This is a genomic window from Gemmatimonadaceae bacterium, from assembly GCA_030647905.1.
In the GTDB taxonomy this organism is placed as follows: Bacteria; Gemmatimonadota; Gemmatimonadetes; order Gemmatimonadales; family Gemmatimonadaceae; genus UBA4720.
Map to the genome: position 1 here is coordinate 66,579 of JAUSJA010000033.1, position 26,510 is coordinate 93,088.

General features: G+C 62.0%; 20 protein-coding genes. 10 read left to right on the top strand and 10 right to left on the bottom strand.

Features of this window, described 5'->3' with window-relative positions; all coding sequences use genetic code 11:
• The first annotated feature begins 447 nt into the window (after positions 1-447).
• Positions 448-636, top strand: coding sequence for a hypothetical protein (locus Q7S20_11750; protein MDO8502505.1), 189 nt, complete (start codon positions 448-450; stop codon positions 634-636).
• A 1-nt stretch (position 637) separates the two neighbouring features.
• Here Q7S20_11750 and Q7S20_11755 read toward each other — a convergent pair whose 3' ends face one another.
• Positions 638-1,783, bottom strand: coding sequence for a hypothetical protein (locus Q7S20_11755; protein MDO8502506.1), 1,146 nt, complete (start codon positions 1,781-1,783; stop codon positions 638-640).
• Between the two features lie 262 nt (positions 1,784-2,045).
• Between Q7S20_11755 and Q7S20_11760 the strand changes: the two genes are divergently transcribed.
• From Q7S20_11760 to brxL, 6 genes are all read left to right on the top strand, one after another.
• Positions 2,046-2,819 carry a hypothetical protein gene (locus tag Q7S20_11760; GenBank protein MDO8502507.1) on the top strand — a complete coding sequence of 258 codons (774 nt, stop codon included), beginning with the start codon at positions 2,046-2,048 and terminating at the stop codon, positions 2,817-2,819.
• A gap of 2 nt (positions 2,820-2,821) precedes the next feature.
• Positions 2,822-3,376 carry a DUF1788 domain-containing protein gene (locus Q7S20_11765; protein ID MDO8502508.1) on the top strand — a complete coding sequence of 185 codons (555 nt, stop codon included), beginning with the start codon at positions 2,822-2,824 and terminating at the stop codon, positions 3,374-3,376.
• On the top strand, positions 3,376-6,840 hold the full coding sequence (gene brxC / locus Q7S20_11770; GenBank protein MDO8502509.1) for a BREX system P-loop protein BrxC: 3,465 nt from the start codon (positions 3,376-3,378) through the stop codon (positions 6,838-6,840). The genes Q7S20_11765 and brxC overlap by 1 nt, the downstream gene beginning before the upstream one ends.
• Before the next feature lie 86 nt (positions 6,841-6,926).
• Positions 6,927-10,244, top strand: a complete 3,318-nt coding sequence (locus Q7S20_11775) for a hypothetical protein (GenBank protein ID MDO8502510.1) — start codon at positions 6,927-6,929, stop codon at positions 10,242-10,244.
• Positions 10,241-12,592, top strand: a complete 2,352-nt coding sequence (gene pglZ / locus Q7S20_11780) for a BREX-1 system phosphatase PglZ type B (GenBank protein ID MDO8502511.1) — start codon at positions 10,241-10,243, stop codon at positions 12,590-12,592. The genes Q7S20_11775 and pglZ overlap by 4 nt, the downstream gene beginning before the upstream one ends.
• Positions 12,589-14,643: a BREX system Lon protease-like protein BrxL gene (gene brxL / locus Q7S20_11785; GenBank protein ID MDO8502512.1), complete on the top strand. Its 2,055-nt coding sequence runs from the start codon at positions 12,589-12,591 to the stop codon at positions 14,641-14,643. The genes pglZ and brxL overlap by 4 nt, the downstream gene beginning before the upstream one ends.
• Before the next feature lie 668 nt (positions 14,644-15,311).
• Here the strand turns inward: brxL and Q7S20_11790 are convergent.
• Genes Q7S20_11790 through Q7S20_11800 form a run of 3 tightly spaced genes read right to left on the bottom strand, consistent with a single transcriptional unit; the run spans position 15,312 to position 19,332 of the window.
• Positions 15,312-16,415, bottom strand: coding sequence for an ATP-binding cassette domain-containing protein (locus Q7S20_11790; GenBank protein MDO8502513.1), 1,104 nt, complete (start codon positions 16,413-16,415; stop codon positions 15,312-15,314).
• Complete coding sequence (locus tag Q7S20_11795; protein MDO8502514.1) at positions 16,415-18,151, bottom strand: hypothetical protein; 1,737 nt, start codon at positions 18,149-18,151, stop codon at positions 16,415-16,417. The genes Q7S20_11790 and Q7S20_11795 overlap by 1 nt, the downstream gene beginning before the upstream one ends.
• A gap of 8 nt (positions 18,152-18,159) precedes the next feature.
• Positions 18,160-19,332 (bottom strand): ABC transporter substrate-binding protein, encoded by a 1,173-nt coding sequence (locus Q7S20_11800; GenBank protein MDO8502515.1) that lies wholly within the window; start codon positions 19,330-19,332, stop codon positions 18,160-18,162.
• 263 nt (positions 19,333-19,595) lie between these two features.
• On the opposite strand from Q7S20_11800, the gene Q7S20_11805 reads away from it, so the two are divergent.
• Complete coding sequence (locus Q7S20_11805) at positions 19,596-19,853, top strand: BREX system Lon protease-like protein BrxL (protein ID MDO8502516.1); 258 nt, start codon at positions 19,596-19,598, stop codon at positions 19,851-19,853.
• A 69-nt stretch (positions 19,854-19,922) separates the two neighbouring features.
• On the opposite strand, the gene Q7S20_11810 is transcribed toward Q7S20_11805, so the two are convergent.
• On the bottom strand, positions 19,923-20,180 hold the full coding sequence (locus Q7S20_11810; GenBank protein ID MDO8502517.1) for a hypothetical protein: 258 nt from the start codon (positions 20,178-20,180) through the stop codon (positions 19,923-19,925).
• A 91-nt stretch (positions 20,181-20,271) separates the two neighbouring features.
• On the opposite strand from Q7S20_11810, the gene Q7S20_11815 reads away from it, so the two are divergent.
• Positions 20,272-20,529 carry a hypothetical protein gene (locus Q7S20_11815; GenBank protein ID MDO8502518.1) on the top strand — a complete coding sequence of 86 codons (258 nt, stop codon included), beginning with the start codon at positions 20,272-20,274 and terminating at the stop codon, positions 20,527-20,529.
• A gap of 113 nt (positions 20,530-20,642) precedes the next feature.
• Here the strand turns inward: Q7S20_11815 and Q7S20_11820 are convergent, their stop codons facing one another.
• Both Q7S20_11820 and Q7S20_11825 read right to left on the bottom strand, forming a co-directional pair.
• A complete protein-coding gene (locus tag Q7S20_11820; GenBank protein MDO8502519.1) occupies positions 20,643-21,233 on the bottom strand; it encodes a hemerythrin domain-containing protein in 591 nt (196 codons plus the stop codon).
• A 68-nt stretch (positions 21,234-21,301) separates the two neighbouring features.
• Positions 21,302-22,291 (bottom strand): DUF1906 domain-containing protein, encoded by a 990-nt coding sequence (locus tag Q7S20_11825; GenBank protein MDO8502520.1) that lies wholly within the window; start codon positions 22,289-22,291, stop codon positions 21,302-21,304.
• A 336-nt stretch (positions 22,292-22,627) separates the two neighbouring features.
• Here Q7S20_11825 and Q7S20_11830 point away from each other — a divergent pair, with 336 nt between their 5' ends.
• Complete coding sequence (locus Q7S20_11830; GenBank protein MDO8502521.1) at positions 22,628-23,824, top strand: PQQ-dependent sugar dehydrogenase; 1,197 nt, start codon at positions 22,628-22,630, stop codon at positions 23,822-23,824.
• Positions 23,825-23,907: 83 nt separating this feature from the next.
• Here Q7S20_11830 and Q7S20_11835 read toward each other — a convergent pair whose 3' ends face one another.
• The 3 genes from Q7S20_11835 to Q7S20_11845 form a co-directional block, all read right to left on the bottom strand.
• Positions 23,908-24,312, bottom strand: coding sequence for a hotdog fold thioesterase (locus Q7S20_11835; GenBank protein MDO8502522.1), 405 nt, complete (start codon positions 24,310-24,312; stop codon positions 23,908-23,910).
• A gap of 94 nt (positions 24,313-24,406) precedes the next feature.
• Positions 24,407-24,961, bottom strand: coding sequence for a hypothetical protein (locus tag Q7S20_11840; protein MDO8502523.1), 555 nt, complete (start codon positions 24,959-24,961; stop codon positions 24,407-24,409).
• A 1-nt stretch (position 24,962) separates the two neighbouring features.
• Positions 24,963-26,507: an AMP-binding protein gene (locus tag Q7S20_11845; GenBank protein ID MDO8502524.1), complete on the bottom strand. Its 1,545-nt coding sequence runs from the start codon at positions 26,505-26,507 to the stop codon at positions 24,963-24,965.
• Positions 26,508-26,510: the final 3 nt, after the last annotated feature.

Below are 26,510 nucleotides of genomic sequence, written 5' to 3' on the forward strand. Positions count from 1 at the left end.
CCTCGTGTTGAAGAAGGACCCGCAATGAAAGGTGACAGGATCGCTCTCCGGCAACGGCATGTCCTATACGCGGTCCAGGGCGAGATGCCAGCAGCATGTGCGATTCGACGAGGTTGGAGAACGACAGCAGCAACCTCTGTTTGTCGGCGACCTGGATGAGCGGGGGGAAAATGCCGAGCGCCCGTACGTGTCGCATAGCTTCGCCCGAGATACCAGGTTCACAATGTCGCCGGCGCGACGCGGACGTAGCGCGCCGCCTCCGCGAGCGGGTGACTCCTTGCGCCGCGCCACCCCGCCCGTACCTTTCCCAGCGATAGGAAGAGGGAACCAGACCAATGGATGGAGGGTATTTTTCTGCCCTACGAGAACGGTATGGTTTCGCGAATTAAGTCCGCGCGCGCTCACGACGATACTTCACCGGCGATGGGTGCCAACACGGAGGATCACATGGCCATCGAAGTCAACTTGCAGGCGCGTTTCGTCGCCGCGAATGAGTTTCAAATTGTTGAACAGCTCGGCCCCGCAGAGGCGAAGAGTGACAGCAGCACCCCAGCGGTTCGGCCCGCGGCCGACCGCGTGGTTCCCAGCGGCTCAAGCACAATCGCCCCGGGAATGAGTATCGTGGTCTCTTGGTAGGCTAAGACTCCAGCCGCCACCGCCCCTCGCGGAACGAGTACTCTGCTCCGACGAGGGGCGCTTGGTTTTTCAGAGCCTGCTGAACGGCGTGTTGCGCCTGTTGCACCAGACTCTGCTGCGCCTGCTGCATAAGCTCCTGAAGGAGTTGCTGCGCGCTCTGCGGAATCTTCGCGACGTCGATAGTCGGCGGGAGCTGCAAATTCAGTGCGACGTTCACCGTGAGCGCTTGCGGCATCTGCCGCTTGGCGCGGACTTCAATCTTGCCGGCGAACGACCACGTGGCTGCCCGCGATTCCACCATCCCGATCGTCGCGTCTTCTGAATAGAAGTCCGTGGCCGCCACAACGGCCGCAGGGTCGAGCGGCTCGCGGAGCTTCATGTGCGTCTCGTACTCACCGAGCAAGCGCCACATCAGTGTGTCCAGCGTGGCGTCCGCCGCCTTGACGGGGAGGCCGATGTCTTGGGCATCCTTCATTCCAATCGCGTGACCGTGCGCATAGACCTTCTCCGCGAGCGTCTGCACGATTGTGGTGAGCGCCTCCTCGCTTGGGGGAGCCTTGCGCGACTGTAGAATCCGCCGCGCGACATCCCGAATATGCGTGTGGGTGCGGTACACGTTGCCCAAGACGACCGCATCGAGACGATCGGTCAGTTTCGCCAAGCTGGCGGTCAACGCGGTCTGTTCCGACAAGCCGGCTCGTTCCTGCACGAACTTCACGTAGGCCATCACGTCTTCTACGCTCACAGCCTCCTGAACGTCGCTGCCGGGGCGCACGACGTTCAGTTGCGGATCAATCGGCCCCAACTCCCCTTGGGGCCCGAGCACGATCGAGTCGGCACCAAGCGCGATCAACGTGGCCGCGCTATTCGCGCGATAGGGAACAAGCACGTTCCACTCGTCGCTGTACCGCCTGATCGCGTTCACAACTCGCCAGGGAACGTCAATGGCGCCGCCGCGGCTGTAGATGAAAAGGTCGATGCGCGGTACGTGCCCCATCTCGCGGAGCTGCTCGTACAGCGGCCGCAACGCGTCGTCCGACACTTGCGCGGTCACCGGGGACCGGTCGCCCGTGATGTACGTGATCACGCGGCTCTCCCGCGTCGTCTCGATCTGCTGGATCAACTCCCTACGCTCAGCCTGGCCCATCGGATTGTTCCTCCGTTCACGTCGCAGAAAGTACTTCGCTCAGCTCAGTGGACTCCGCACCCAATCTCATCGTTGTGTAGACACGTTAATGCCGGCGACTTTGCCGGCGATAAGTGTAGACACCATCTTGCATTGTGTCAACAGATGCCGGCAAGTTTGCCGGCGAGGCTTGCGACAATCCAGCTGGTGGTTCATATTTGCGTTTCCGACGCGGCTTAGCGCAACCGGTCAAGCGACCAATCACGACCACTGAGAATCCACCGTGCAATTCATCCGGGACCCCAACAACGCAGACCGGATCGGCTTCCGAATGGGTGACAAGGGCACACACACCAGCCGAACCATCATGCTCGACGATCTCTCGCTGACACTGGCTGCGGCCGGACCCGACTCGCGTCGCGCCGACTTCGCCGATGAGATCATTGAGCACAACTGCCTGGCCAAGACGACTGTCGCCACCCGTCGCCTCAGCAATCAACGTCTTGGTGAGCTGTATGCCCTCGATCCTGGCGTACCGTTGTTCCGCGTGCTGCGCCACCTTTGGCGTGTGGACGAACCCGGGCGGCCCCTTCTGGCGATGCTCGCAGCCATTGGTCGCGACCCCCTGCTGGCGGCATCAGCCGCCGCGATCCTTCCGCTCGCCGAGGGCGATCCGCTGGACCGGGATCAGCTCGCGCGAGTAATCCGGGCGCAGGCTGGCGAGCGCCTCAGCGATGCCACCGCGGGCAAAGTTGCGCGGAACGTCGCAAGCTCGTGGGAGCAGTCGGGGCACCTACAAGGACGCACCTTCAAAAAGCGCCGCCGGGTTGGCGCCACGCCGCACACCATGGCCTTCGCGCTCTACCTCGGCCACGCCGCCGGCTACCGCGGCCAGGAACTCCTGGCAAATCCTTGGGTCGATGTGCTCGATTGCTCTCCGACGGCGGCCCGTCAACTGGCACTGGAAGCAAAGCGCATTGGGCTCATCGATTTGCGAAGTGCCGGCGACGTGCTCTCCATCGAACTCGGTCGACTCGATCCCGCAGGAATCCGATAAAAATGGGACGTCTTGAGGATTTCGCCGACCGGTACGGCCAACACATCGCTACTCCCTGGCAGCGCACCATCGCCGGCGCGCAACGGATCGTGATGCTCGTATACGACAAGGAACTCGAGCGGACGCTGCGCGCGCGCAAGAGCCTCTTCGAGCTGGAGACACACAAGGCGCTTCATGAGTGGCTCGAGGTGGACGTGACCGACGCCTTTGCAACATGGATGGGCGCTGACGAGTACCGTGACGCCTACTTCGAATCGCCGGACGATCTACAACTCAAACTCGACAGCGAGTTCGCCGACTTTGTCGCGACGCGGATTCGCGAAGTGCTGAAGGGTGCGTCGGCCAACGCGGTGGTCGCCGTCTTCGGCGTGGGCTCGCTATTCGGTTTTGTGCGAGTGTCGCACGTCTTGCGTGCTGTTGAACCGGATATCGTCGGCCGGCTCGCTGTCTTTTTCCCTGGCCAGTACGAAGGCAATAACTACCGCTTGCTCGACGCGCGTGATGGGTGGAACTACCTCGCGGTCCCGATAACGATGCACGGAATGGAGAACGCCTGATGCACATCAAGGATACGCTACAGCGCGACCCCTCAACGCACCCGTTGGTGAATCAGGGGCAAGCGCGTATCACAGACCGTTCCGACGATCGCACCTGGGACGAACTTCGCGCAGAGCTGTCCACCTTCGTCTGCGAGGGGCAATACCAGGAAGGATTGCAGCGCATTCTATCGTCCTTCCTGTCCAACCTTGGCCACACGAGCCAGAAAGGGGCGTGGGTCAGCGGCTTTTACGGCAGCGGCAAGTCGCACTTGCTCAAGATGCTGTGCCACCTGTGGCAAAACACAGAGTTCCCTGACGGCACGACCGCGCGGGAGCTTGTGCCATCGCTCCCGGCGGATGTGCGTGCACTGCTCAAGGAGTTGGACACGCAAGGGAAGCGGCGAGGCGGTCTCTTTGCCGCCGCTGGCGCTCTCCCCAGCGGCACATCCGCTCACGTGCGGTTGACAGTGCTGGGCCTGGTGCTGAGGAGCGCGGGGCTTCCGGAGAAGTACGCCCAGGCGCGCTTTGTCATGTGGCTAACGGACGAAGGGCATCTCCACTCCGTACAGAGAGCGGTAGCCGCCGCGGGCAAAGTGTGGGAGGCGGAACTGAACAATCTGTACGTAAGTCCTGTCATCGCGAAGGCAGTGCTCGCATGCGACACCAACTTCGCGACGACCGAATCGGACGCTCGCCAAATGATCAAGGCGCAGTTTCCTCAGCCCACCACGGATGTCAGCACCGAAGACTTCCTCGTGATGCTGCGTCGCGTCCTGTCGCAGCGTGGAAAAAACGGACGGCTCCCATGCACGGTGATCGCCCTTGACGAAGTGCAGCAGTACATCGGGAGCGACGTTGAACGCTCGTCGTTGGTGTCCGAGGTAGCGGAGGCTGTGTCCAAGGAGCTTGGCAGCTCGGCGATCATAGTCGCCGCCGGACAGAGCGCCCTGTCCGATTCCAAAGACTTGCAGCGGCTGATGGATCGGTTCACAATCCGCGTCCCGCTATCAGATACGGACGTAGAAGCAGTGACGCGGAAGGTTCTTCTTCAGAAGAAGCCCTCTGTGATCGCTCCTCTCCGCGCTCTCCTCGACAAGCACGCCGGAGAGATCTCTCGGCAGCTGGCCAACACACGCATCGCTGAAACGGGATCCGACCATGACACGATCATTGACGACTACCCGCTACTACCTATTCGCCGCCGATTCTGGGAGCAGTGTTTTCGCCAAGTAGACTTGGCAGGGACAAACAGCCAACTGAGGTCACAGCTTCGCATCATCCACGACGCGGTGACGAAGATCGCGGACCGCCCGTTGGGCGCTGTCATCCCGGCGGATGAACTCTACGATCAGCTTGCGCCGGAGATGGTCAACACTGGCGTCCTGCTGAGAGAGATCAATGAGCGCATCATCAATCTTGCCAGAGATGGATCCGCGGAAGGCATTCTCGCCAGCCGACTCTGCGGCCTGATCTTCCTCATTGGCAAGTTGCCGCGCGAAACCGGCGCGGACATTGGCGTTCGTGCTACCAAGGAGCACCTCTGCGACTTACTCGTTGACGACGTGGCGGCCGACAACGGCAAGCTTCGCTCGGCGGTGGCTGCGGCGCTCACGCGCATGGCCAGCGATGGCGTGCTACTCGAGGTTGGTGACGAGTACCGCTTGCAGACGCGCGAAGGAACGGAATGGGACCGCGAGCTCAAGAACCGTCAAACGCGGTTCAGTAACGCCACGGCGGATCTCCAACTCCGTCATGATCAACTGCTCTACGCCGAGATCGATCGCATCGTGCGCTCGATCAAGGTGATGCAGGGCGCCGCGCGAGAGGTTCGCCCACTGGCGATTCACCGCGCGGACACTCCGCCAAACGTGACAGGTGAGTCGATTCCCGTATGGGTGCGCGATCAATGGTCGTGCGCCGAAAAGGATCACGTGGCGGCGGCGCAAAAAGCTGGTTTGGACAGCCCCGTGGTCTACGTCTTTATCCCCAAGCGTGACGCCGATCCTCTGCGCGAGGCCATCATCAATGCCGAAGCTGCGCGTCAGACGTTGGAGTACAAGGGAGCGCCCGCCACACCGGAGGGTGAGGAAGCGCGCCGAGCGATGGACAGCAGGCGCCTCCTGGCAGAGAGACAACGCGACGTATTGGTGCGACAGATCGTCGCCAACGCCAAGGTATTTCAAGGGGGCGGGTCGGAGATCTTGCAACTCACCCTGGAAGACCGCATCCGATCCGCAGCCGAAGCGTCCCTCGTCCGTCTCTTTCCGGAATTCTCCAAGGCGGACGCGCCGGCTACTGCGTGGGAGGCGGTCAAGAAGCGCTCACAGGAGGGTGCCGATCACCTATTTCAGCCTGTGGGTCACACTGGGGCGATCGATCAGCACCCCGTCTCGCAACAGGTGCTCGCGACTATTGGCGCAGGCAAGGTCGGGAGCGAGGTGCGCAAGGCGCTCGGCGGCAAGCCGTTTGGATGGCCAAAGGAGGCTATTGATGCAACGCTGATCGCGTTGCACCGCTCACAGCATCTGTCGGCTGTGCTCAACGGCGCGCCGGTGATTGCGGGGCAACTTGATCACAACAAGATTCCCAAAGCCGAGTTCCGAGTCGAGCGGACGATCCTCACCGCAAACGATCGGATCAAGATCCGCGGAGTATTCCAAGCTGCTGGCGTACCCTGCAAGAGCGGTGAGGAACCGGCCAAAGGGGGCGAGTTTGTGCGCGCTATGCTCGACCTTGCGCGATCCGCCGGCGGCGATGCGCCGCTTCCGCCAAGCCCCGACGTCGCTGCGCTCGAGGATATCGGCCGCTTGACGGGCACAGAACAACTCGCCGCCATCCGTGACGCCGCTAGTGACCTCGAGACCCGCGTCGCAAGCTGGAAAGAGCGAGCGCGACTCGCTGCGGAGCGCGTCCCGGGATGGGAAACACTTCAACGACTGGCGCATTTCGCCGCGGAGCTGCCGGCCGCCTCTGACGCGTTGACCGAGCTATCGCACATACGCAGCCAGCGCCTGTTGCTTGAATCTTCAAACCCGGTTGACCCAGTGCGCGTAAAGCTTGGCGGTTTTCTCCGCGCGGCGCTTGGCGAAGCACATCAAGCATTGGCATCGGCGCGCGCCACCGCGGTCGCCGACCTGGAGCGAAACGAGACATGGCGTGCTGTGGGCGAAACTGATCGAGCGAAAATCCTGACGGATGTCGGCCTGTCTTTGCCCGTTCCGCTGTCGGCGGCAGACGATCTTGGGTTGATGTATGCGCTGGACGCGCGCAACCTGCCCGCGCGACGCGCGGAGGTGGATGCCGTTCCCGGCCGCGCGCAGCGCGCGCTGGAGTTGGCCGCGCGGATCCTCGAGCCTCAGGTGCAGCCGGTCACGCTCGACCGCGCGACGTTGCGCACGAGCGACGATGTACGCGCATGGGTTGCTCGGCAGGAGTCGATCCTCTTGGAAGCCGTTAAGCGCGGCCCGGTGCTCATTCGATGACGATGCTCGATCGCGCACACCGACGGCTGCTGGAGCAGGCAGCGCGTAAGGCGCGCCGCGCAGCGGAGGCGGGCGCTGAACAGGCATTGGAACATCTGGCTGTTGCGCACCATGAGCCGCGCGCACACCTGACGCCTGCTCAGCGTGCGCTTCGGAATCGTCTGCGTGCACGAGGCAAACAACTCGGCGATCGGCGCAACGCTCAAGGACGACAGGAGACTACCCGTCTCGTTGAGCAGTGCGCGTATGAGCATTGGCATCGCATTCTGTTTGCGCGGTTCCTGGCGGAGAACGAGTTCCTGATTGAGCCGAGTCGCGGTGTCGCGATTTCGCTTGACGATTGTCGGGAATTGGCGGCTGAGCAGAGACGGCCCTGGATAGCAGTGGCGAGCGAGTACGCAGTGCGGATGCTACCGCAGGTGTTTCGTGCAGACGATCCCGTGTTGGAGGTCGAGCTGCCGGCCGAGCGACGCGCCGAACTGGAGACGTTGCTCGAGGAGCTTCCCGTGGATGTGTTCACGGCGACGGATAGTCTTGGATGGACGTATCAGTTCTGGCAGGCGGACGCCAAGGATGCGGTGAACGCTTCAGGGGAGAAAATCGGCGCGGAGGAGCTGGGCCCGGTCACCCAGCTCTTCACCGAGGACTACATGGTGGACTTTCTCCTGCACAACACGCTCGGTGCGTGGTGGGCAGGGAAGTTGGGGCCGATTGCGGCGGCGAGCGAAGACGAAGCTCGCGCGAAAGCTTCGCTGCCGGCGCGTGACGGCTTGCCGATTTTAGAATGGCGATATCTGCGTTTCATGCAGAGTGAAAACGGAATGTGGAGACCGGCGGCCGGAATGTTCGACGGATGGCCGACGACTGCGCAAGAGATCACGGTTCTCGATCCGTGTATGGGCAGCGGACACTTTCTGGTCTTTGCGCTGCCACTGCTGGCGCGCCTCCGGGCCGAGGAAGAGCATTTGCACGCTGCAGAAGCAGTGGCGGTGGTGCTCCGTGACAACCTCTTTGGACTGGAATTGGACGAGCGCTGCACGCAGATCGCTGCGTTCAATCTGGCACTCGTGGCATGGCGTCTCGCCGGCTATCGCGTTTTGCCGCGGCTCAATCTGGCGTGTTCGGGACTCAACATCAGTGCGACTGAGAACGAATGGACCGCCTTGGCGAACGGTGATTTGCGGCTGGCTGGTGGCATGAAGAGGCTTTACGAGCTCTTCCGACAGGCGCCAACACTTGGAAGCCTTGTCGATCCGCGCGCCATGTGGGGAGAGGTGTTCGAAGCAGGTTTTGATGAGCTTGGACCCTTGCTGACACGCGCGGTCTCCAGCGAGCGAGGCGATGAGAACGGTCATGAGCTTGCGGTCACCGCGCAGGGCGTGGCGAAGGCCGCGGAGATATTGGCCGGCACCTTTACCCTCGTGGTTACCAACGTGCCGTACCTTGGCCGTGGAAAGCAGGATGACGTTTTGAAGGACTACTGTGAGCGACGCTACCCAAAGTCGAAGGCAGACTTGGCGACGTGTTTTGTCGAGCGGTGCGTCGCGTTTTGTTCGGAGTCCGGCAGCTCCGCATTCGTCACACCACAATCGTGGCATTTTCTGGATACATACAAGCATCTGCGCAAGCAGCTCCTCACAAGAGTTGAGTGGAACGCCGTTGCTCGATTGGGTGTACGCGCATTCGAGACAATCGGTGGTGAAGTTGTGAACGTGGCGCTCACCACGCTCACTGCCCGTGCGCCGGCTGCTGCGACCGCATTTCTTGGAATTGACGTGAGTGGCGCCGACAATCCAGAGTCGAAGGCTGCATCGTTGAGAACCATTGGAGTCTCGATGGTCTCACAAGCGGGGCAGCTAGCGAACCCAGATGCCATTTTGACGTTCGACACTGCCACATCCCGCGGCAGGCTCGGTCAGTACGCTCAGTGCTTTCAGGGAATTTCTACCGGTGATTCCGACCGCCTAGTCCGGCGTTTTTGGGAGTCGCCTCAGCCTTCCTCTAGGTGGCGGCCGTTCCAATCCCCAGCATCTGGGCGCGCTAGCCATTCCGGAAAAACTTCGATTGTCGATTGGAAGACTCTTGACGCCGGCTTTGAGTCGGCGGCGATACGGGGTGGCGAGGCATGGGGTCGCCGCGGCGTGTCGATCGGCCAAATGAGCGACCTTCCAGCGTCGCTCTTCGATGGCGAATTGTTTTCGAATTCCACACCGGTCATCATACCCACGCGAGAGGACTACCTGCCTGCTGTTTGGGCCTTCGTGAGTTCATCGCACTTTGCTTCCGAAATGCGACGGCTCAACCCGAAGGTCTCAGTTGACAATGGATATGTTGGCAAAGTGGAATTTGATCTTGCGTACTGGGAACAGCGCGCGCACGAGCGGTACCCTGATGGTCTTCCCAAGCCGCATTCCAACGACCCTAGCCAATGGCTCTTTGCCGGACAACCGCGAGGCTCCGAGAGCCCACTTCACGTCGCTGTGGCGCGCTTGGTGGGCTTTAGGTGGCCGCGACAATCGGGATCCTCTTTCCCAGAGTGCGCCGCACTCGGAGATGACGGACTGGAGCATCACGCAGACGTTGACGGAATCGTTTGCCTGCAAGCGCTTCAGCGTGAGCACCCAGCACCAACCCGACTCCGCTCTCTTCTTGCCGACGCGTTCGGTAGCGAATGGAACGGTGCTAAGGAGCGCGAATTACTCACGGACACAGGAGCGGCCAGCGATTCTCTTGAGGAATGGCTGCGCGACGAATTTTTTGAACAGCATTGTGCCCTGTTCGGGCAGCGCCCGTTTGTGTGGCACATCTGGGACGGGCGTGTCGACGGGTTTAGCGCTCTTGTCAACTACCACAACCTCGCCGGTCCCGACGGTGGAGGTCGCCGCACCCTCGACAGGCTGACACACACTTACCTGGGCGACTGGATCACCCGCCAGCGCGCGGCCGTCAGCGCGCGTGAGGATGGAGCGGAAGGACGCCTCGCTGCCGCCGAACATCTCAAGGCCCAACTCGAGCGCATCCTCGAAGGTGAATCGCCATACGACTTGTTCGTACGATGGAAGCCGCTTTACGAGCAGGCCATTGGGTGGGCACCGGATATCAACGACGGCGTTCGGATGAACATTCGCCCGTTCATGACGGCTCGTCCGTTCAGCGCGCGCGGCAAGAATTCATGCATTCTTCGCGTAACTCCGAGAATCAAGTGGAACAAGGACCGCGGAAAGGAACCCGAGCGCCCAAGAGAAGACTTTCCTTGGTTCTGGGAGTGGGACGGCGCCGCACTGAACTTTGCTGGTGGTCGCAACTTCGACCGGGTCCGGTGGAATGACCTCCACTACTCCCGGGACAGGAAGCAGGAGGCCCGTGAGGCGCAGGCGGCGCGCGAACCGGGGACCGCGCGATGACCGCCGTCGCTTCCGCAAGCACCACACCGCACCGCACGCTCCTCGATGCGTTAATTGCGTCGTTCGCCGAAGCGCGCCGCGTACCGAACGACGTCTCCGAGCCCGCGGTAATCCTTTGGCCCGATCCGGAGCACCAGTGGCAGCCGCTGGTCTCTCGTCTTCGCGAGTCGTTTCCGTTCGTATATACCCTCGGCGCGTACGCGCCGGACACCGGAACTGGCCCGGCCATCTGGCTGCGCTGCATCGCCGATCGAACACTCCCCAACGTTTCGCCGTCCCTCGACACGGTTCCGGTGTTCTACCTGCCTGGAGTCAGCCGCCAGGTGCTGCGCGCCGGCGCAGAGTGCCCGGTCGAGCTGCAGCCGTTGATTGAGCTCCAGTACCGGGGAACTGTCTGGCATCAGAAAAACGGCCGCGATTGGACCGTCGAGGCCTTCGTCGGATCGCGACAGGGACTCGGCCTCGAGATGGCGCAGGACGCACGCACGCGCGAGGCGCTTCTGCGCACGCTGTCGATCGTCGCCGACGCCGACCTCACGCCGCTCCGCGATCGCAGGCTGGAGGCCGAACACTTTGATGCGCTGGCGGTGGACGATCCGGTGCGGGACCTACTGCGGTGGATGAACGATCCCGACGGTACTCGTCGCGCGCTCGACGCCGTTCGGTGGCAGGCTCTCTGCAGCCGCGCGCGTGCAACATTCGACTTCGACCCGGCAAGCGATAGCGCGCTCGACGCAGCGGATCGATTGGCGCGCGCTGATTCACGATGGAATTCAATATGGCGCCGGTTTGTCGAAAACCCGCGGCTCTATCCCGCCATTCCGGCGCTACTGCGCCAGGCCGATGTCGAGAGCGGTGAGCTGGCGCTCGATTCCAGTCGCCGGCCCAAGGCCAATGACGACGCGGAAGCAAGCGTACGCGTCGCGCTGGATGGAATCCAAGAGCTGCCGCACCATGAGGCGTGCGCCCGCGTGCTGGAACTCGAACGGACCCACGGGCATCGTCGCGACTATGTATGGGCGCAATTGAGCGAGAGTCCGCTCGCCGCAGTGTTGGCGCCACTAGCCCGAGTTGCCTCGATGTCGGGATCTCCTTTGGCGGGAATGACGCTTGACGCCGTAGCGTCGGCCTATGCTAAAGATGGATGGCGGTGCGACGCCGCAGCCATCGAGGCGCTCGCGAGCGTCGCGCGTCCGGCGGATGCACACATCATCGGTGGCGTGGTGCGCGCGCTCTATCTGCCGTGGCTCGACTCATCAGCGCGACACTTTCAGGAGATAGCGGCACGCGAGGTTGGCCGATTGCATGCCCTCGCCGGAACAGTGGTTCCGGATGCCGATACCTGTGTGCTGTTTGCCGACGGTCTGCGCTTTGACGTTGCCGCGGCGTTGCAGTCGCTACTCGAGACTCGCGGCTTTCTATCCCGGCTGTCGCATCGAATTGCCGCAATCCCAACGGCCACGCCGACCGCCAAGCCTGTGGCATCGCCTGCGGCTGACGCATTGACCGGTTCTGCGGATCCAGTGGATTTCACGCCTGTCTTTCGCGCCACCCAGCAGATGTGTACCGCGCAGCGACTGCGCGATGAGATATCGCGTCGCGATATCGTCGTTCTCGACGCCGACGAAGTGCGACTCCCAAGCGGCGCTGGCGGCGGGTGGACAGAAGCCGGACAACTCGATGAGCTCGGCCACAAGCTCGGTGTCCGCCTCGCCGATGAGTTGTCGCGTGAGGTAGAACGGCTCGCCGAACGCATCGCAACGCTCATCGAGAGTGGGTGGCAACAGGTTCGCGTTGTCACCGATCACGGCTGGCTGCTCATGCCGGGTGGGTTGCCGAAGGTCGCGATGCCGAAATCGGTCGCCGCCACGAAGTGGGCGCGATGCGCGGTAGTCACTGGAGAGTCCGTCACGGAGATGCCAGTGTGGCCGTGGTATTGGGATCCACAGGTACGCATTGCCTGCCCGCCGGGGGTCGCCTCTTTCGTTGCCGGTCGCGAGTATGCGCACGGTGGAATTAGTCCCCAGGAGAGCGTGATTCCCGAGCTGGTCGTGGAGCGCGGTATTCAGCCGGTTCACGCCACCATCGTTGACGTCACATGGACGCGGCTCCGCTGCCGAACCACGGTGCATGACGCAGCGCTCGGCTACATGGTGGACATTCGCACAAATGGCAAAGACCCACGGACTTCGATAGTCGGCTCGCCAAAGGCGCCCGATGCAGCAGGCCTCGTGAGTCTCGTCGTTCCGGATGATGAGTATGAGGGCGCGGCCGCGATCGTCGTGCTGCTTGACGCCAGCGGCAGTGTTGTCGCGAAGAGGGTCACGACAGTCGGAGAGTCCCAATGACCATTACGCTGGACGCGCTCGATACGCTCGCGGCGTCCGCCTTTGAAGGATTTGTGGTGCGCAAGGATCTTGTACGGAAGTACGCACGCCAGTATCCGGTGCCCACCTACGTCGTCGAGTTCCTCCTTGGGCGGTACTGCGCCAGCACGGACGAGCGGGAGATTCAGGAAGGATTGGAGATCGTCGAGAACCAGTTGCGCGACCGCACTGTCCGCTCAGGCGAGCAGGAGTTGTTCAAGGCGAGGGCGCGAGAGAAGGGGTCGGTGAAACTGATCGACCTCATCAAGGCTCGCCTCGACGCCAAGAACGATTGTTATCTCGTTGAGCTGTCTAGTGTCGGTTTGCGCGATGTGCGCATTCCGGACGCGATGGTACGCGAGAATGAGCGCATGCTCACCGATGGCTTTTATGCCGAGGTGACGCTGGGATATGACGCGATCGTGGCGCAGGAGCAGGGGGGACGGCCGTTCGCGGTTGACGGCATCCGACCGATTCAGATGTCAAAGTCGGATATCATCGAGACGCTGAACCGTGGGCGCCAGGCCCTCAGCACGGACGAGTGGAAGGACTTGTTGATCCGATCGGTGGGTCTGGAGCCGTCGTCGCTGAATGACCGCGCCAAGAAAGTCCTGTTCTTGCGCATGGTGTCGTTCGTCGAGCGCAACTACAACCTCGTGGAGCTCGGCCCGCGAGGCACGGGCAAGAGTCATCTGTTCCAGCAAATCTCGCCGTACTCCCACCTGATTTCAGGCGGAAAGGCGACGGTGGCCAAGATGTTCGTCAACAACGCCAACGGGCAGCGGGGCCTCGTGTGCCAGTATGACGTCGTCTGTTTCGACGAGGTTGCCGGCATCTCGTTCGATCAAAAGGACGGCGTCAACATCATGAAGGGGTACATGGCGGCCGGGCAGTTCAGCCGCGGCAAGGAGAATATCCGGGCCGAGGGTTCGATTGTGATGCTCGGCAACCTGGACGTGGACGTGGAGCAGCAGCAGCGCGCTGGCCATTTGCTCAGCGCGTTGCCGCCGGAGATGCGCGACGACACCGCATTCATGGACCGGCTCCATGCGTATGCCGCCGGCTGGGAGTTTCCCAAGCTCAATCCCAATCAGCATCTCACGGATCGGTTTGGACTGGTGAGCGATTTTCTGAGCGAATGTTGGAGCAAGCTCCGGAATGGCAGCCGTGCGTCAGTGATGCAGGGTCGGATCTATCTGGGCGGCGCGCTGAGCGGACGCGACATTGAAGCGGTCAGCAAGACCGTCAGCGGTCTCACCAAGCTGCTCTATCCCGATCCGTCGGTATCACCGTCGGATGAAGATCTCGAGTGGATGGTTCGGCTCGCACTGGAATCCCGCAGACGCGTGAAGGAACAGCAGAAGCGCGTCTTCAAGAGCGAGTTTCGGAACACGCACTTCAGTTACACGTTGGGAGCGGATGGCGTGGAACAGTTCGTGTCAACGCCGGAGCTCCATAGCGACGAAGCCATTGAAGGGGACCCTCTACCGCCGGGGCAGGTGTGGGCCGTGAGCCCAGGCACTGGTGAGACCGGTCCGGGGCTCTGCCGAGTTGAGGTGACCTCAGGGCCAGGCGGGGGCGTCCGGATTCTCAATCAGCCGACACCGGCCGCGTTCCGCGAGAGCGTCAAGGTGGGCGAGCAGAACCTCTACCAACGGGCGAAAGAGCTTGTTGGTGACCGCGACCCGCGCGAGCACGAGTTCAGCGTGCAGTTGCGGGCGTTCGACGCGGACAAGAGCGGGAATGGGGTGGGCGTCGCGGTGCTTGTGGCGTTGGCGGGATCGCTGCTTGGTCGCAATACACGGGGGGGAACACTCGTGGTTGGCTCTCTAAACCTGGGCGGTTCCGTCGATCTGTTGCGAAACGCGGTGGCGATTGCGGAACTGGCGGTGGACAAGCAGGCGCAGACGCTATTGATGCCCGTTTCGGCGCGGCGGCAGTTGAATGATTTGCCTGACGAGATGTGGACGCGGATTGGGATTGAGTTCTACAAAGATGCGTCGGATGCGGTGTTCAAGGCGTTGGTGGAGTAGAGGAATGGTCCGGGGCGTCTGTGTTCATGCCTCGCATCATGGCCGCAGAATGAGAACGGTAGGCAACGACAGTTCGTGCCCATCCGTCCCACTCAGACCTCCATGTCGGGGCCGCTTTGGGCCATTCCGGATGACTCTGCTCCATTTCTGCAACGCGGACCTCCCAAAGGCCCTCTGGCGCCAAGCGCCAATCCTTGGGGATGACTTCAGCGGCACTCCAGTCTGGAGCTGGAAGCGAAGCCTTGGACTCGTCGGTTCTAAGTTGGACGAACCAGTCAAGACCGAACACAACGACTGTCGCAGTCCCGATGAAAAGCGTATGCCCGAGTAATGTGCGCAGCCCCGCCCCAAGCTGTGCAAAGTGGTTGGTGTCGAGGCCGATACGGTTTTGGATGACCCAGTTAACTCGGTGCAAATACTGAAATACGTGAACAAAGAAGTGGGTGGATGCATAGACGGCTATGCAGACTAACGCCCACCTCTCGCGAAGGCGGCGGCGTTCCCGCCGCGCTTCTGACCCGAGCAGACCGTTCGCAGCAACTGCTTCCAATCGGCGGCGGCGACGGCTGGCCGGTCCAAACTCCCCTGCACGCCATATGAGAAGCGAGCCAACTATCGCCGCTATGCCTAGAAGCTGCGCCAGTGCAATCCCGATCTCTGCTTCCCAATCAGACATCTGTACGCGGTGACAATTGCTGTTCCGGCCTGCTAGAATCTCGCTCCCGCGCCGTGACAGAGCTGAGGGCCGTCCTATACTTCCGTAGCAATACTCGGCTGTCACGGTGAACATGATCGACTAAGCGTTCATCAAACTGGCCTATCCCTGCAGCCGCTGCCGCAAGCGCACAAAGTATGATGCGCTGTCCGCCACTAAGTTGCCCAATCTCCGGCGCCTGGACGAATGGCCAGTCGGTGATCATTCGTTTGATCCATTGACGCACGTTCACCACCCGCCCCGCCATCATTGCGCGCCTCAGCAGGCGTATCGGGTCATTATCGAGCTCGAGCAATCGTTCGGCATCACAATAGTATGGTAGCCTATGGGCATCACTCGGTGTCGGTGGCGCAACGGTCTCATTGTGAATCAACAGTGCCACCGCTTCGGACGGAGAGATAACAGATGGCGGCTTGCGACGGTGAAGCAATAGGACGCGATCCGCGGCTTTCAATCCGGCTGCCACATCATGCTCGACCAAAACGACTGCAGTCATTGGCAATAGTGACTTAAGAGCTAGGTAGCCGTCATCGTGGCGGAGGGCGGATTTCGCACGCGCATCGATCTCGTCTAGGATTAGCACGCTTGGGGCGGATAGTATGCCGGTTACTAAGTCGAACAGCGGGGAAACGATCCGGTCGTCCTTGACTAGGCCCAATTCTGTGAACTGATTCTTAAGGCTCATCAGAGCCGCTTCGTTGTAGAGGCCGGGCCGTGAGCCCATCGCAAGAGCCACAGCATCCGACCAAGACTGGTCAGTCCCGGGCAGCGCCGGCTCCTGGGCAACGTAGACCATGCCGACTCTGAACCGATCGAAGCGCGAGTGCGGTCGGAGGTGGCGCCCGTCCACCTCCACGCGTCCGCCGCAGACCGGCGCGCTGCCAGCAATCCCACGTAATAGCGTGCTCTTGCCAGCCCCGTTCCACCCAATCACCACAAGCCACTGTCCGGGCTCCAGCGACACCGAGATGGCTGCCCGCGCGTGATGGCCGCCAACGCCGCGCTTCGTTGTCCACGCGCTCCATAGACTTCGCAACACGAGCACGGGCGGTGCCATTACGGCTCCTTGAGCCTGCGATTAGTTGTAAGCGCAAATACGGCGAGTAGCAGACCGATCGCCAAATCGAGCAAAACCCCCTTGCCGGCGAGCCAGCGTTCGATGAATGCGCTTAGGAACACGACGCCAGACGCCCCTAGAACAAACGGAATCGTGCTAAGGACACTCGATACCAAGAGAATAAGCAACCCCAGACCAACTGAAATATCACGGTCGGAAAGAACCGCAGCATCCGCGCTGAATGCGATTCCCGCGAACATTGCCGCTAGCGCCAGCGTCCCTGATCCGGCAACGAGCGCCGTGATCGTGCGTTGTCCGTGATTCTCACCATTCGCGAGGTTGACTAGACCGAGAATGGTGGCACGGCCTCTTTGCCCTCGTGCGAGCCAAGGAATTCCTGTCCATAAGATTCCGACGATCCCAGCAAGAACGCTGGCCACAACAGCGAGTGACCACGTAGCTCCTAATGCCGCGAACTGACGAGCACCCTCACTACCAAAGACGCTGTGCGACGTCGCGAGTTGCACGACGGAAACAGTCGCTGCCAAGTCAATAACGAGGGCGGACGCAGTCGGAAGAGCCCGGAGGGCAAGTGCGTATACCGACCAGATCGTGACGACGAGCAACGCAAACAGGATGACGGATTCCGGGCCGGCGCTCCGTGCGACCGCAAGCGGGCCTGCGGCTGCGAGAAGCGGCCAAGCGATCGAGCGAACTCCAAGTATGCGCGCGCTCTGAGCCGCGCATAATGTGAGTGCAAGCACAAAAAGCCCGCGCACTAGCCCGTGAGCGGTCGGCGCAGCCGACAAAAGGATCCATCCGAGAACCGCGGCGCCAAACATCACAGCTAAGGCCGGATGCGTCAGAAGCGACCTGTTCGCCGGCCTAGCGCCACGCCCAAATGGCCAACCCGGCCACGCAGGGAAAACTGTCTCGACCAACCGTGAACCGGTGATGAGCCCCGTCGGCCAATAACGCACGGTCACAAAGGTCCCCAGAAGCAGCAGTACCACAGAAGACGCGGCCGTGCCGACGTGAAGGAAGCTGCCCTCGACAAAACGCATCACTACAAGCGCCGCTGCAGAAATCACGAAGGCGCGGCCTGCATCAAACCGTGTCGCACACACTGCCAAGACGGGTACGATCGTGAGGAACTCGTTACCCGGAATACCATGCAGTGTTGGCCCGGCGAAGACGCCAACAAGCAACAGCAAGCCTATTTCCAAAAGCAGCACCATGCTTACTAAACGCCATACCGGAGAGCTATTGTCGGAGACGCGAGCACGAAGGGCGATACGACTGAACCACCCTGAATTCTTAGCCCAGATCGCTGATCCAACAATGACAGATATGCCCAGCCAGCAGACCCAGTCGGGCAATGCGTTGGGCGGAATCCGTGATTGCCAACTAGCGACAAACCATCGCGAACTGATTGCATCGGCTGCTCGGTGGCACCCTAACGTCACGAGCAGGAATGCGAGTGGACGCTCAAGAACGTTTCGTCGCAGCACCAAGGCCGACCCAGCTTGCAACAGGGCAACCGCCGAGAGCGGTAACAAGCCGACGAGGTTCAGGGCTGTGAGTGGCTGCCGCCCGACGATTGCCATGGCGCTGAGCCCAAGCCAACCGCCGATCGTCACCCAAGTGCCTGCTGCAAGATTGAGCGTGCCAAAGGCGCGCGCACTCGCGCTCAGAACGAGCGCAATAGACCCGTATATGAGCGCCTCTGTCAGCAAGTGCGAAATCACTTATTGGGCATATCACGAGGAACGAACCGTCCGTTGCTGATCCGAAATGTTGCAAATGCCGAGGCATCCAATCCCGCGTGATCAGTGGGACTAAACCGGAACGTTCCCGTGACGCCGTAATATGTGCCCAGGTTTTCCAACCCATCCCGCACGGCCGCACGGGTATGGATGCCCGGCTTGGAAAACACTTGCATCAAAGCCTGGAACCCATCGCGCGCGTGGCCACCGAAATGCGAAGGGGGACCACGGAAGTCTCTCTTGCCCCAGAACAGCTGGTAGTCGCTGATCACCTTGTCGGCCGGGAGAGCGGGGTTCAGAGCGCTTTGCTCAAGCAGCACCCGCGAGCCGATCACGACGAGCCCTTCCGCATCTGCACCCAGGTTTGCGAGAAAATCCTGGGAGGCATTGCCGTGGCTTAGATAGATGCTGGTCGGGCCGCGCTTGCGGAGCGCGTGAATAATTTCAGTTGGCCCGGGCGCAGTTCCCCAGATGACCACTGCGTCCAAGGCAGGTGGCAGCCCGCGCACGACAGGCTCTGCCGTTGTTAGTTTCGGGTCATAGGCGGACACATAAAGCACCCGAACCGCGCCGAGTTGTGACGCTGCGCGCTTAAACTGCTCTGCTCCACTCTTTCCAAATCCGTCATCGGAATATAGCAACCCCACGGTCGTTTTTCCGTCGGCGGTGAGCGCCGTGAGAAGTGCAGCGGCGGCCAAATCATCATTCTGAGCGAACTTGAACATCCACGGCCGAACGTGATCCGTGGTGTCGACAACAATCTTCTTGCTGGCGGCGAGGGCTAGCACGGGCAGTTTCAGCTCGTCGGCCAGGCTGCTCACCGCGATTGCTTCGCCGGAGGTGGACGGTCCTATCACCGCGAGAACAGTCGTATCTGCGGCGAAATCGCGGTAGAGCGAAGCAGCGCGGGCGGGATCTCCTGCGGAGTTCACAATTCGCAACCGGAATGGCATGGGCGTACTTGGCGCCAAAGAGTATTCCTTCTCCAGCGCCTCGAGCACTTGCTGTTCCGGCCGGCCGATGTAGTCAGCCGGGCCTTCACTCGCAACGATCACCCCGACGGTTGGCAGAGTCGTAGGCTGCTCGCTGCAGGCACTGACTGTGAGCAACAAGAAGAAGAGCAGCGGCGAATACGGGCGTGGCGTTCCCATTAGCGTCCCCTGATATCTGGCCTGGTTGGTCTAGCGATCGATAGCCTTCCGCAGGACATCACAGGTGGTTCTGACAATCTCGTGCCCATGCGGTGCGCGCGTGCCCGTACGAATGCAGCGGATTGGAAAATGCGTGCGCGCGGTTCAGAGTATACGTTGCGCAAAATGGGCGCGCGAGGGGGCAAGTGCTCAATTTGGAGAAGCTTGGCCCACGAGGCACCGGCAAGAATCGCCTGTCCCAGCAAATCTAGCCGTATTCCCATCTGATTTCGGGCGGCAAGGCCACGGTCGCCAAGATGTTCGTCAACAACGCCAGCGGGCAGCGGGGCCTCGTGTGCCAGTATGACGTCGTCTGTTTCGACGAGGTGGCCGGCATCTCCCAGGATCAGAAGGACGGTGTCAACATCATGAAGGGGTACATGGCGGCCGGGCAGTTCAGCCGCGGCAAAGAGAATATCCCGACCGAGGGTTCGATTGTGATGCTCGGCGACGTGGACGTGGAGCAGCGGCAGCGCGTATGACGGAACGGGGACAAAGTGAGCATTGTTGCATTGGTCCATCCGAAGACGGTGCGGCAGGAAGCGAAGCCACTATCTGCCGATGCGCGAAAGCGTCTGACGAGAATTGTCGTTAGCGATGATGAGCCGGACAGCGTGCCGACCGACGATCTTCGGGCGACCGGACGACACATGCCGCAACCAGAGTTGCAGTCCATTGCTGAACGGGTTGAGTAATAACAACGCTCCACCGATCAGGGCCAACCGCTGCAAATGGCCCGCCGGAATCACCGTGTCGAAGATATAGCGCAAGATCACGGCAAAGGGCCCAAGCAGGACGGCCTGCGCCAACGCTAACACGGCACAAAGCGGCGCTGCTTCCGCAGCGGGCGGCGCGATGAGCCGAGGCACAACCGCGCAGGACCAGCAGCTCTGAAACCTGTTGACGAGTACCGCGTGCGAGTTCAGCTACTCGGGTTCGACGACGTCCACCCGAGGCTCGGGTGGGGCGACGCGAACCAGGCGCGGCGTGGGCAGCAACTCGAGTGGACAGCAGGCGCGATGGAAGGTCGAGAACGGCCAGTTGATGCTGTGCGCCAACGGCGTCCAGTGGGTCCCTCAGCCGATGAAGATCGAGAACAACTCGAACGGCCATCCGATCGTCACGACCGGCGGAAAAGAATACATGATGTGCAAGTAGGGACACTCAGCGACGACGCACATCCTGCACGGCCGGCGCCACTCACGGAATGACGATGAACGTGAGCGCCGTGACGAAGCCCTGCGTTGCCACCATCACCAACTGATAGATCGTCACGAGCACGCATCGTCTAGCTTCATCGCCGCTGCTTCGCGGTCGAGTCTTTCGGCGAGCGCTCGGAAGCTTTCGTGGGCCTCAGCCCCGACATCTTCGCGTTGGACCCGCTCGAAGTCCTGCAACACGCTGCGCTGCTGCTCGGCGGAGAACATTTCGTCCGCCATCGGAAAGAGCATTTCGTCTTCCTTGATGATGTGATCCCGCAGCAACGCGACGTATCGTCGCGCGTTGGAGATGGCCGCCGCGCGCGCACCTGTGTCGCCCGCCTGGAGCTGGAGCGCGGCATCGCGCATACCACGCGTGAAAGCGCGTCCCTGCACGTGCTCGTCGAGGAACATGTCGAGAGGTCCGTCGGACCGGGGGACACCGCTCTCGACCATCGCTCCGAAGAGCACGCCTTCTTCCTTCCTGTGATGGCACCCATCAGCGAAGCCGGCGATGAAATCAGCGGCCTCAAGGAAAAACTCCGCGCGCACCGGATGCCCCTTCTCAAGATGCCAGGTCGCCGTTTCGAGCGCGTCGAGTATGCGCTCGATAAGCCGGTGCTCCTGCATCAGTTCGTCGGTGGCTCTCGCGAATTCGCCCATTACGCTTCCCCCCGGTGTGTGAGTCGTCCGCTGACCGGCGGATCGGCTGGAAGTTTAGTCTAATCGGGCTAGTCGGCGCTGGCGAACTCCGTTGCCGACGGGGACGGTACTGCCGCAACACTCACGTCTATCGGGAGCCTGACCCCGTTGTGCGTCTGGACTACGTCGAGCACGCCCTGCCACACGCTCGCGAACGAGTGACCCACTTCAATGGGCTCCTTGTCCTCGGAGAAGCCGCGTCCGCTGGCGATCCAGAACGGCGGCTGGTCGAGCTTTCCGGCGCTGACGAACACACTCGCAACGTCGTGATAGATGAGCTTCGCGTTGTAGTCGTGGACGTAATAGCCGGGCCTGTACCGGCTGTCCGCGATGACACGCTTCGTCCACTCCGTGTAGTAGTCGCGCATCGCTGCGGGCACCCTGTCCATGCGCTCGATGTCGAGAAACACTACTGTACCGGGAGCGAACCCTTCGCGAGCCGCGTGAGCGATGGCGTCGTTCGCGTCGGTGCGTCCGCGCGCGCCGCTCACGAGGTGCGTCGAGCACGACTGGCCCGGCTCGGCACGCGCGTACGTCACCACCTTCACGGGCACTTTCTTCTTGGCGTTGCGCGTTACGCGCTGTCCATCCACCCAGCGAACCTGTTTCACCGTCTTCGTGACCCACCTGGTCTTCACGATGCGATGCCGCGGCGTCCCGCTCCACACCTGCTGTCCAACGTAGATGACCGCGAGGCCCCAGCCCATGTCGGCAAGAGTCTGCCGCTTCCCGCCCCACGTCTCGCCCTTATGGCAGGGAGCGGAAGGGAGATAGTAACCGACCCATTCGTATGGCGCGCCGTCCTGGCGCCAGGCGCGCATCGCTTCGTCACCGGGATACGCGTACGTGTCGAAACCGAGGTGTCTGCCAGCCCGGAGATTGCTCGTAATGTTGTACGACGCCTCGCTGACTGCTTCTCCGAGCGCCGCTACCGGATTTGGCACCGGGCGCGACGGGTCGTAACTGACAACGAAGGGCAGCATCAGCAGAGCCAGCGCCGTAGTCCTGAGCCTGGACATCGCACCTCACAAAGCTGCTGGAACAGCGCGCACCAGTGACGTACGCACATATGAGAGTGATACCGCTGCGATCCTCGCTTGTTCCTGGCAATCCGGTGTTTCCCCCTCTGAAATCCAGGCGACAATTCACGCGTGGCGGTGTGCTTCTTGCTCGACGAGGAATCACACACTCCCGGGGTGTTCTTGTCGTTACGGCACAATCGCAGCGCAATCGTGGCTTCGTCGTTCGTCCTGGCGGCAGTCGGTGGCGGATGCGCAAACGCGAGTAGCTCAGGCACAGCGGCGATGCCTGCGGCCAGTGTCAGTGCCACGTGCGCGGCTGATAACGCCGGACTGATGCTCCCTGACGGTTTCTGCGCCGGCATCTTTGCCGACAGCCTGGGCCGCGCGCGCTATCTCACGGTCGCCCCAAACGGCGACGTGTACGTCGCGATCGAAGGCACGCGGCCAGTGCAGCCTGGTCAGACGGCGGCTACCACTCCGGCATTCCTCGCGCTCCGCGACACGAATCACGACGGGCGGGCCGACATGATCGAGCGAGTTGGCTCCCGCGGCAACACGGGAATCGCGCTTTACAATGGCTACGTCTATGTGGACCAGGGAGAGCGCATCACCCGGTACGCGTTGACCGCGGGTACGCTCGCGCCGTCCGGCCCACCGGAGGTGGTGGTCGAAGGGCTGCCAATAAGTCCGGGGCACCGTGCACGCAATTTCGCGATCGGCGCCGACGGATCTCTCTTCGTGAACGTCGGCTCGCCGAACAACGCATGCCAGGTGAAGGACCGCACGCTCGAGTCGCCGGGCAAGGACCCGTGCACGGACCTCGAGACGCGCGCGGGTATCTGGAAGTTCGACGCGAATCGTACGAACCAGAGCTTCAGTCCTTCGGCTCGATACGCGACTGGTGCGCGCAACAGCACGGGGATGGCGTTCGCGCCCAACAGCCTGCTTTACGCGATGACACACGGTCGAGACCAGCTTCACGAGAACTGGCCGAAAGTGTTTCCCGACAGCGAGTATGGCCAGGAGAATCCCGCCGAATCGCTGCTGCAGTTGAGCCAGGGCGACGACTTCGGGTGGCCGTACTGCTTCTATTCGATGCACCAGATGAAGCTCGTGGATACGCCGGAATACGGAGGCGACGGGCTCAAGGCTACACGTTGCGCGCAGAAGAAGGAGCCGGCCGCGGTGTATCCTGCGCACTGGGCCCCGCTCGACCTTGTTTTCTACCGGTCGTCGGTATTTCCCGAAAAATACCGGAACGGCGCCTTCATTTCCTTCCACGGATCGTGGAACCGGGCGCCGGGGCTGCAGGCCGGAGGAAAGATCGTCTTCCAGCCGATGTCCGCGACCGGACCCAGCGGGAAATACGAAATCTTCGCCGACGGGTTTGCGGGATTGCCGCCTCAGGAAATTCAGCCCAATCGCGCCAAGCATCGGCCGGTCGGTCTCGCCGTCGGGCCTGACGGATCGCTATACGTCGCTGACGACGCCGGGGGCAGAATCTACCGAATCACCTGGCGCGGACGGTAAGGACCGCTACCCGTTACCCGCTACCCGCTACCCGTCAGGTAACAGGTAACAGGTAACGGTTAACAGGCAGCGGGTAGCGGGTACTAGGCATCCTCGCGATCAATGATCGCGAGGGTGCATCGGGCGACGCAAACGGGGCGGCCCTGCTCATCCTCGATGCGGATGTCCCACACGTGCGTCCGGCGACCGCGATGCAGCGGCGTCGCGCTCGCGGTGACTGTGCCCGTGGTCTTGCCGCGCAGGTGATTGGCATTCAGCTCGAGCCCCACCGCCATCTGCTTCTCGAGATCTATGTTCATGGACGCGCCGAACGATGCCACGGTCTCGGCGAGTGCGGCGGACGCGCCGCCGTGCAGCAGGCCGAACTCCTGCCGCGTCCGCTCGTCCACCGGCATCGTGGCCACGACGAGATCCGCGCGAAGCGTCGTCAGCTCGATACCAATGGCATGTGCCATTCCCGTCTGAAGACGGTTGAGATCGTCGACCATGGTCACGCCTGTTTCTGCAAATCCATTGGAGCACCTACGAGCGAAGACCATGCCATGATCGGACTCGCCTGTTCTATCACTTCGGATTTGGCGCTTACCGCCAACGCAGCTCCCATTCGCAGAATGCATCGCCCTCCGCGACGCATCTGACGTGCGACGCAAGTGGCTCCTGCCCTCCCGCTTCGGTGAGCACGCGCCGAAGGCCACCGGTTTGCCGGCGGCAGAAGAGCGGATCGGCCTGATCGAATCCGACGAGACGCAGCACCGCGTGCTCCTCTTCCTCCTCCACCACTTCCATGTTGCCGGGATGATAGTAGAGGCGGAACAGTGACACGCGCTGCGTGAGGAACTCGCGCGGCGAAGACTTCCTGAGAATTCCGCTGTACATGCGGACTCCTGGCACTTCGATAGCATAGCCGCCGGCCCGCTCGACCCAGTCCGGCTCGTCCGCGCGCAGCTCTTCGTCCGCGGAACGCCAGAGCATGAGAGCGAGATCGAGCGGCACTTCCTCGGTCGGCTTGCATGAGAGGATACGCCTGCGGTCGCTCGACGGAATCGCCTCGAGCACGCGGGCGAGCACATCCTCTCCCTTTTCCGCGCGAATGAAATCCATCGTCGCGATGATCGCGGAGCCTTTCGCTTTTGCCATTCTATGCTCGCACCGGATCCGGTTCGGCTGACGGGGCCTGCGACGCCAGAGCGCGCCGGTCGGGCTTGCCCGATCCGAGCCGCGGAAAGTCGCTGAGGAAGACTATCAGGCGCGGCACCTTGTAGCCCGCCAGATGCTGCCGCGCAAACGCCGCAATTTCCTCCGGTGATGGAGCGGCGACCGACGCGGGATCGCGCAGAATGACGAAGGCGCATCCGACTTCGCCCCACAGCGAGTGCGGCACGCCAACAACGACGACCTCGGCGACATCGGGATGCGAAGCGAGAGTGGATTCGACTTCGGCGGGAAAGACGTTCTCACCACCGGAGATGTACATCTCCTTGCGGCGACCGCAAATGGCGAAGAGACCGCTTTCGTCGCGCATCGCGAGATCACCGGTGCGCAGCCACCCTCCGGGCGCGAGCGCGTCGGCCGTTCGCTCGGCGTCGTGCAGATATCCACCGAACATCTGCGGGCCTCTCAGGAGCAACTCACCTGGCTCTCCATCAGAAACGTCGTGCAGATCTTCGGAGACGAGACGCATCTCGAGAAATGGCACTGGGCGTCCGACTTTTCCCGGATTGCGGAGTGATTCTTCGCTCGAGATCGCAAAGCAGTTGGGCCCGCACTCGGTGAGGCCGTATCCTTCGCGCAGCGTGTAGCCGGCGGCGCGCACCTTTTCGGCGAGTGCCGGCGGGCACGGAGCGCCCCCCGAAATGAAAAACCGGAGATCGGGCAGCTCCCTTCCCCAGCTCGAGCTGGCGTGCATCATCACGAGCTGTGTCGGGACGGTGAGAACGACCGTGCAGCGCTCTTCCGCAAGGCCGTCGAGAAACGTCGCCGGATCGAACTGGTCGAACAGCACGACCGTGCCGCCGCGATGCCAGAGCGGAGTCGCGAAGACGTTCCACCCGCCGGTGTGAAAGAAAGGGGTCGCGACTGGCGCGACGTCGGTGTGCCCGAGTTCCCATGCCGTCGTCGTTGCGATGGCGTTGAAGAGAATCTGCCGTTGCGGGATGATGACGCCTTTCGGCTGGCCGGTGCTCCCCGACGTATACAATATGAGTGCGGGATCGTCCGCCTCGAGCTCGACATCGGACACGGGGTCAGAGGCGGTGCGGAGCAGCCGCGGCGCATCATCGTCGAGATCTATCCATCGGTGATCGGTCGCGCCGGTGCTCTCGAGCGATGCGCGGAACCGCGATTCACCGACAAGCAGCTTCACCCGGGCGTGCACGAGTATGCCCGACAGCTCCTGCGGGGCGAGACGCCAGTTGAGCGGAACGAGCGCTGCGCCGATTCGCGTGCAGGCGAAAAAGAGCTGCGCGACCTCGGCGCGGTTGCCTGCAACCACTGCGACGCGGTCGCCCTTCTCGACTCCCGCTTCGCGGAGAACTGATGCCCAACGGTCGCAGCTCGCGTCGAGCTCGGCGTAGCTCTGCCGAGAATCGCGTGACCTGTCCACCAGCGCTATCCGCGCGGGCGCAATGTCCCGCCACTGCCTCAGCGGATCGTTATGCCAGGGGAAAACCGGCCAGGTATCCATGGC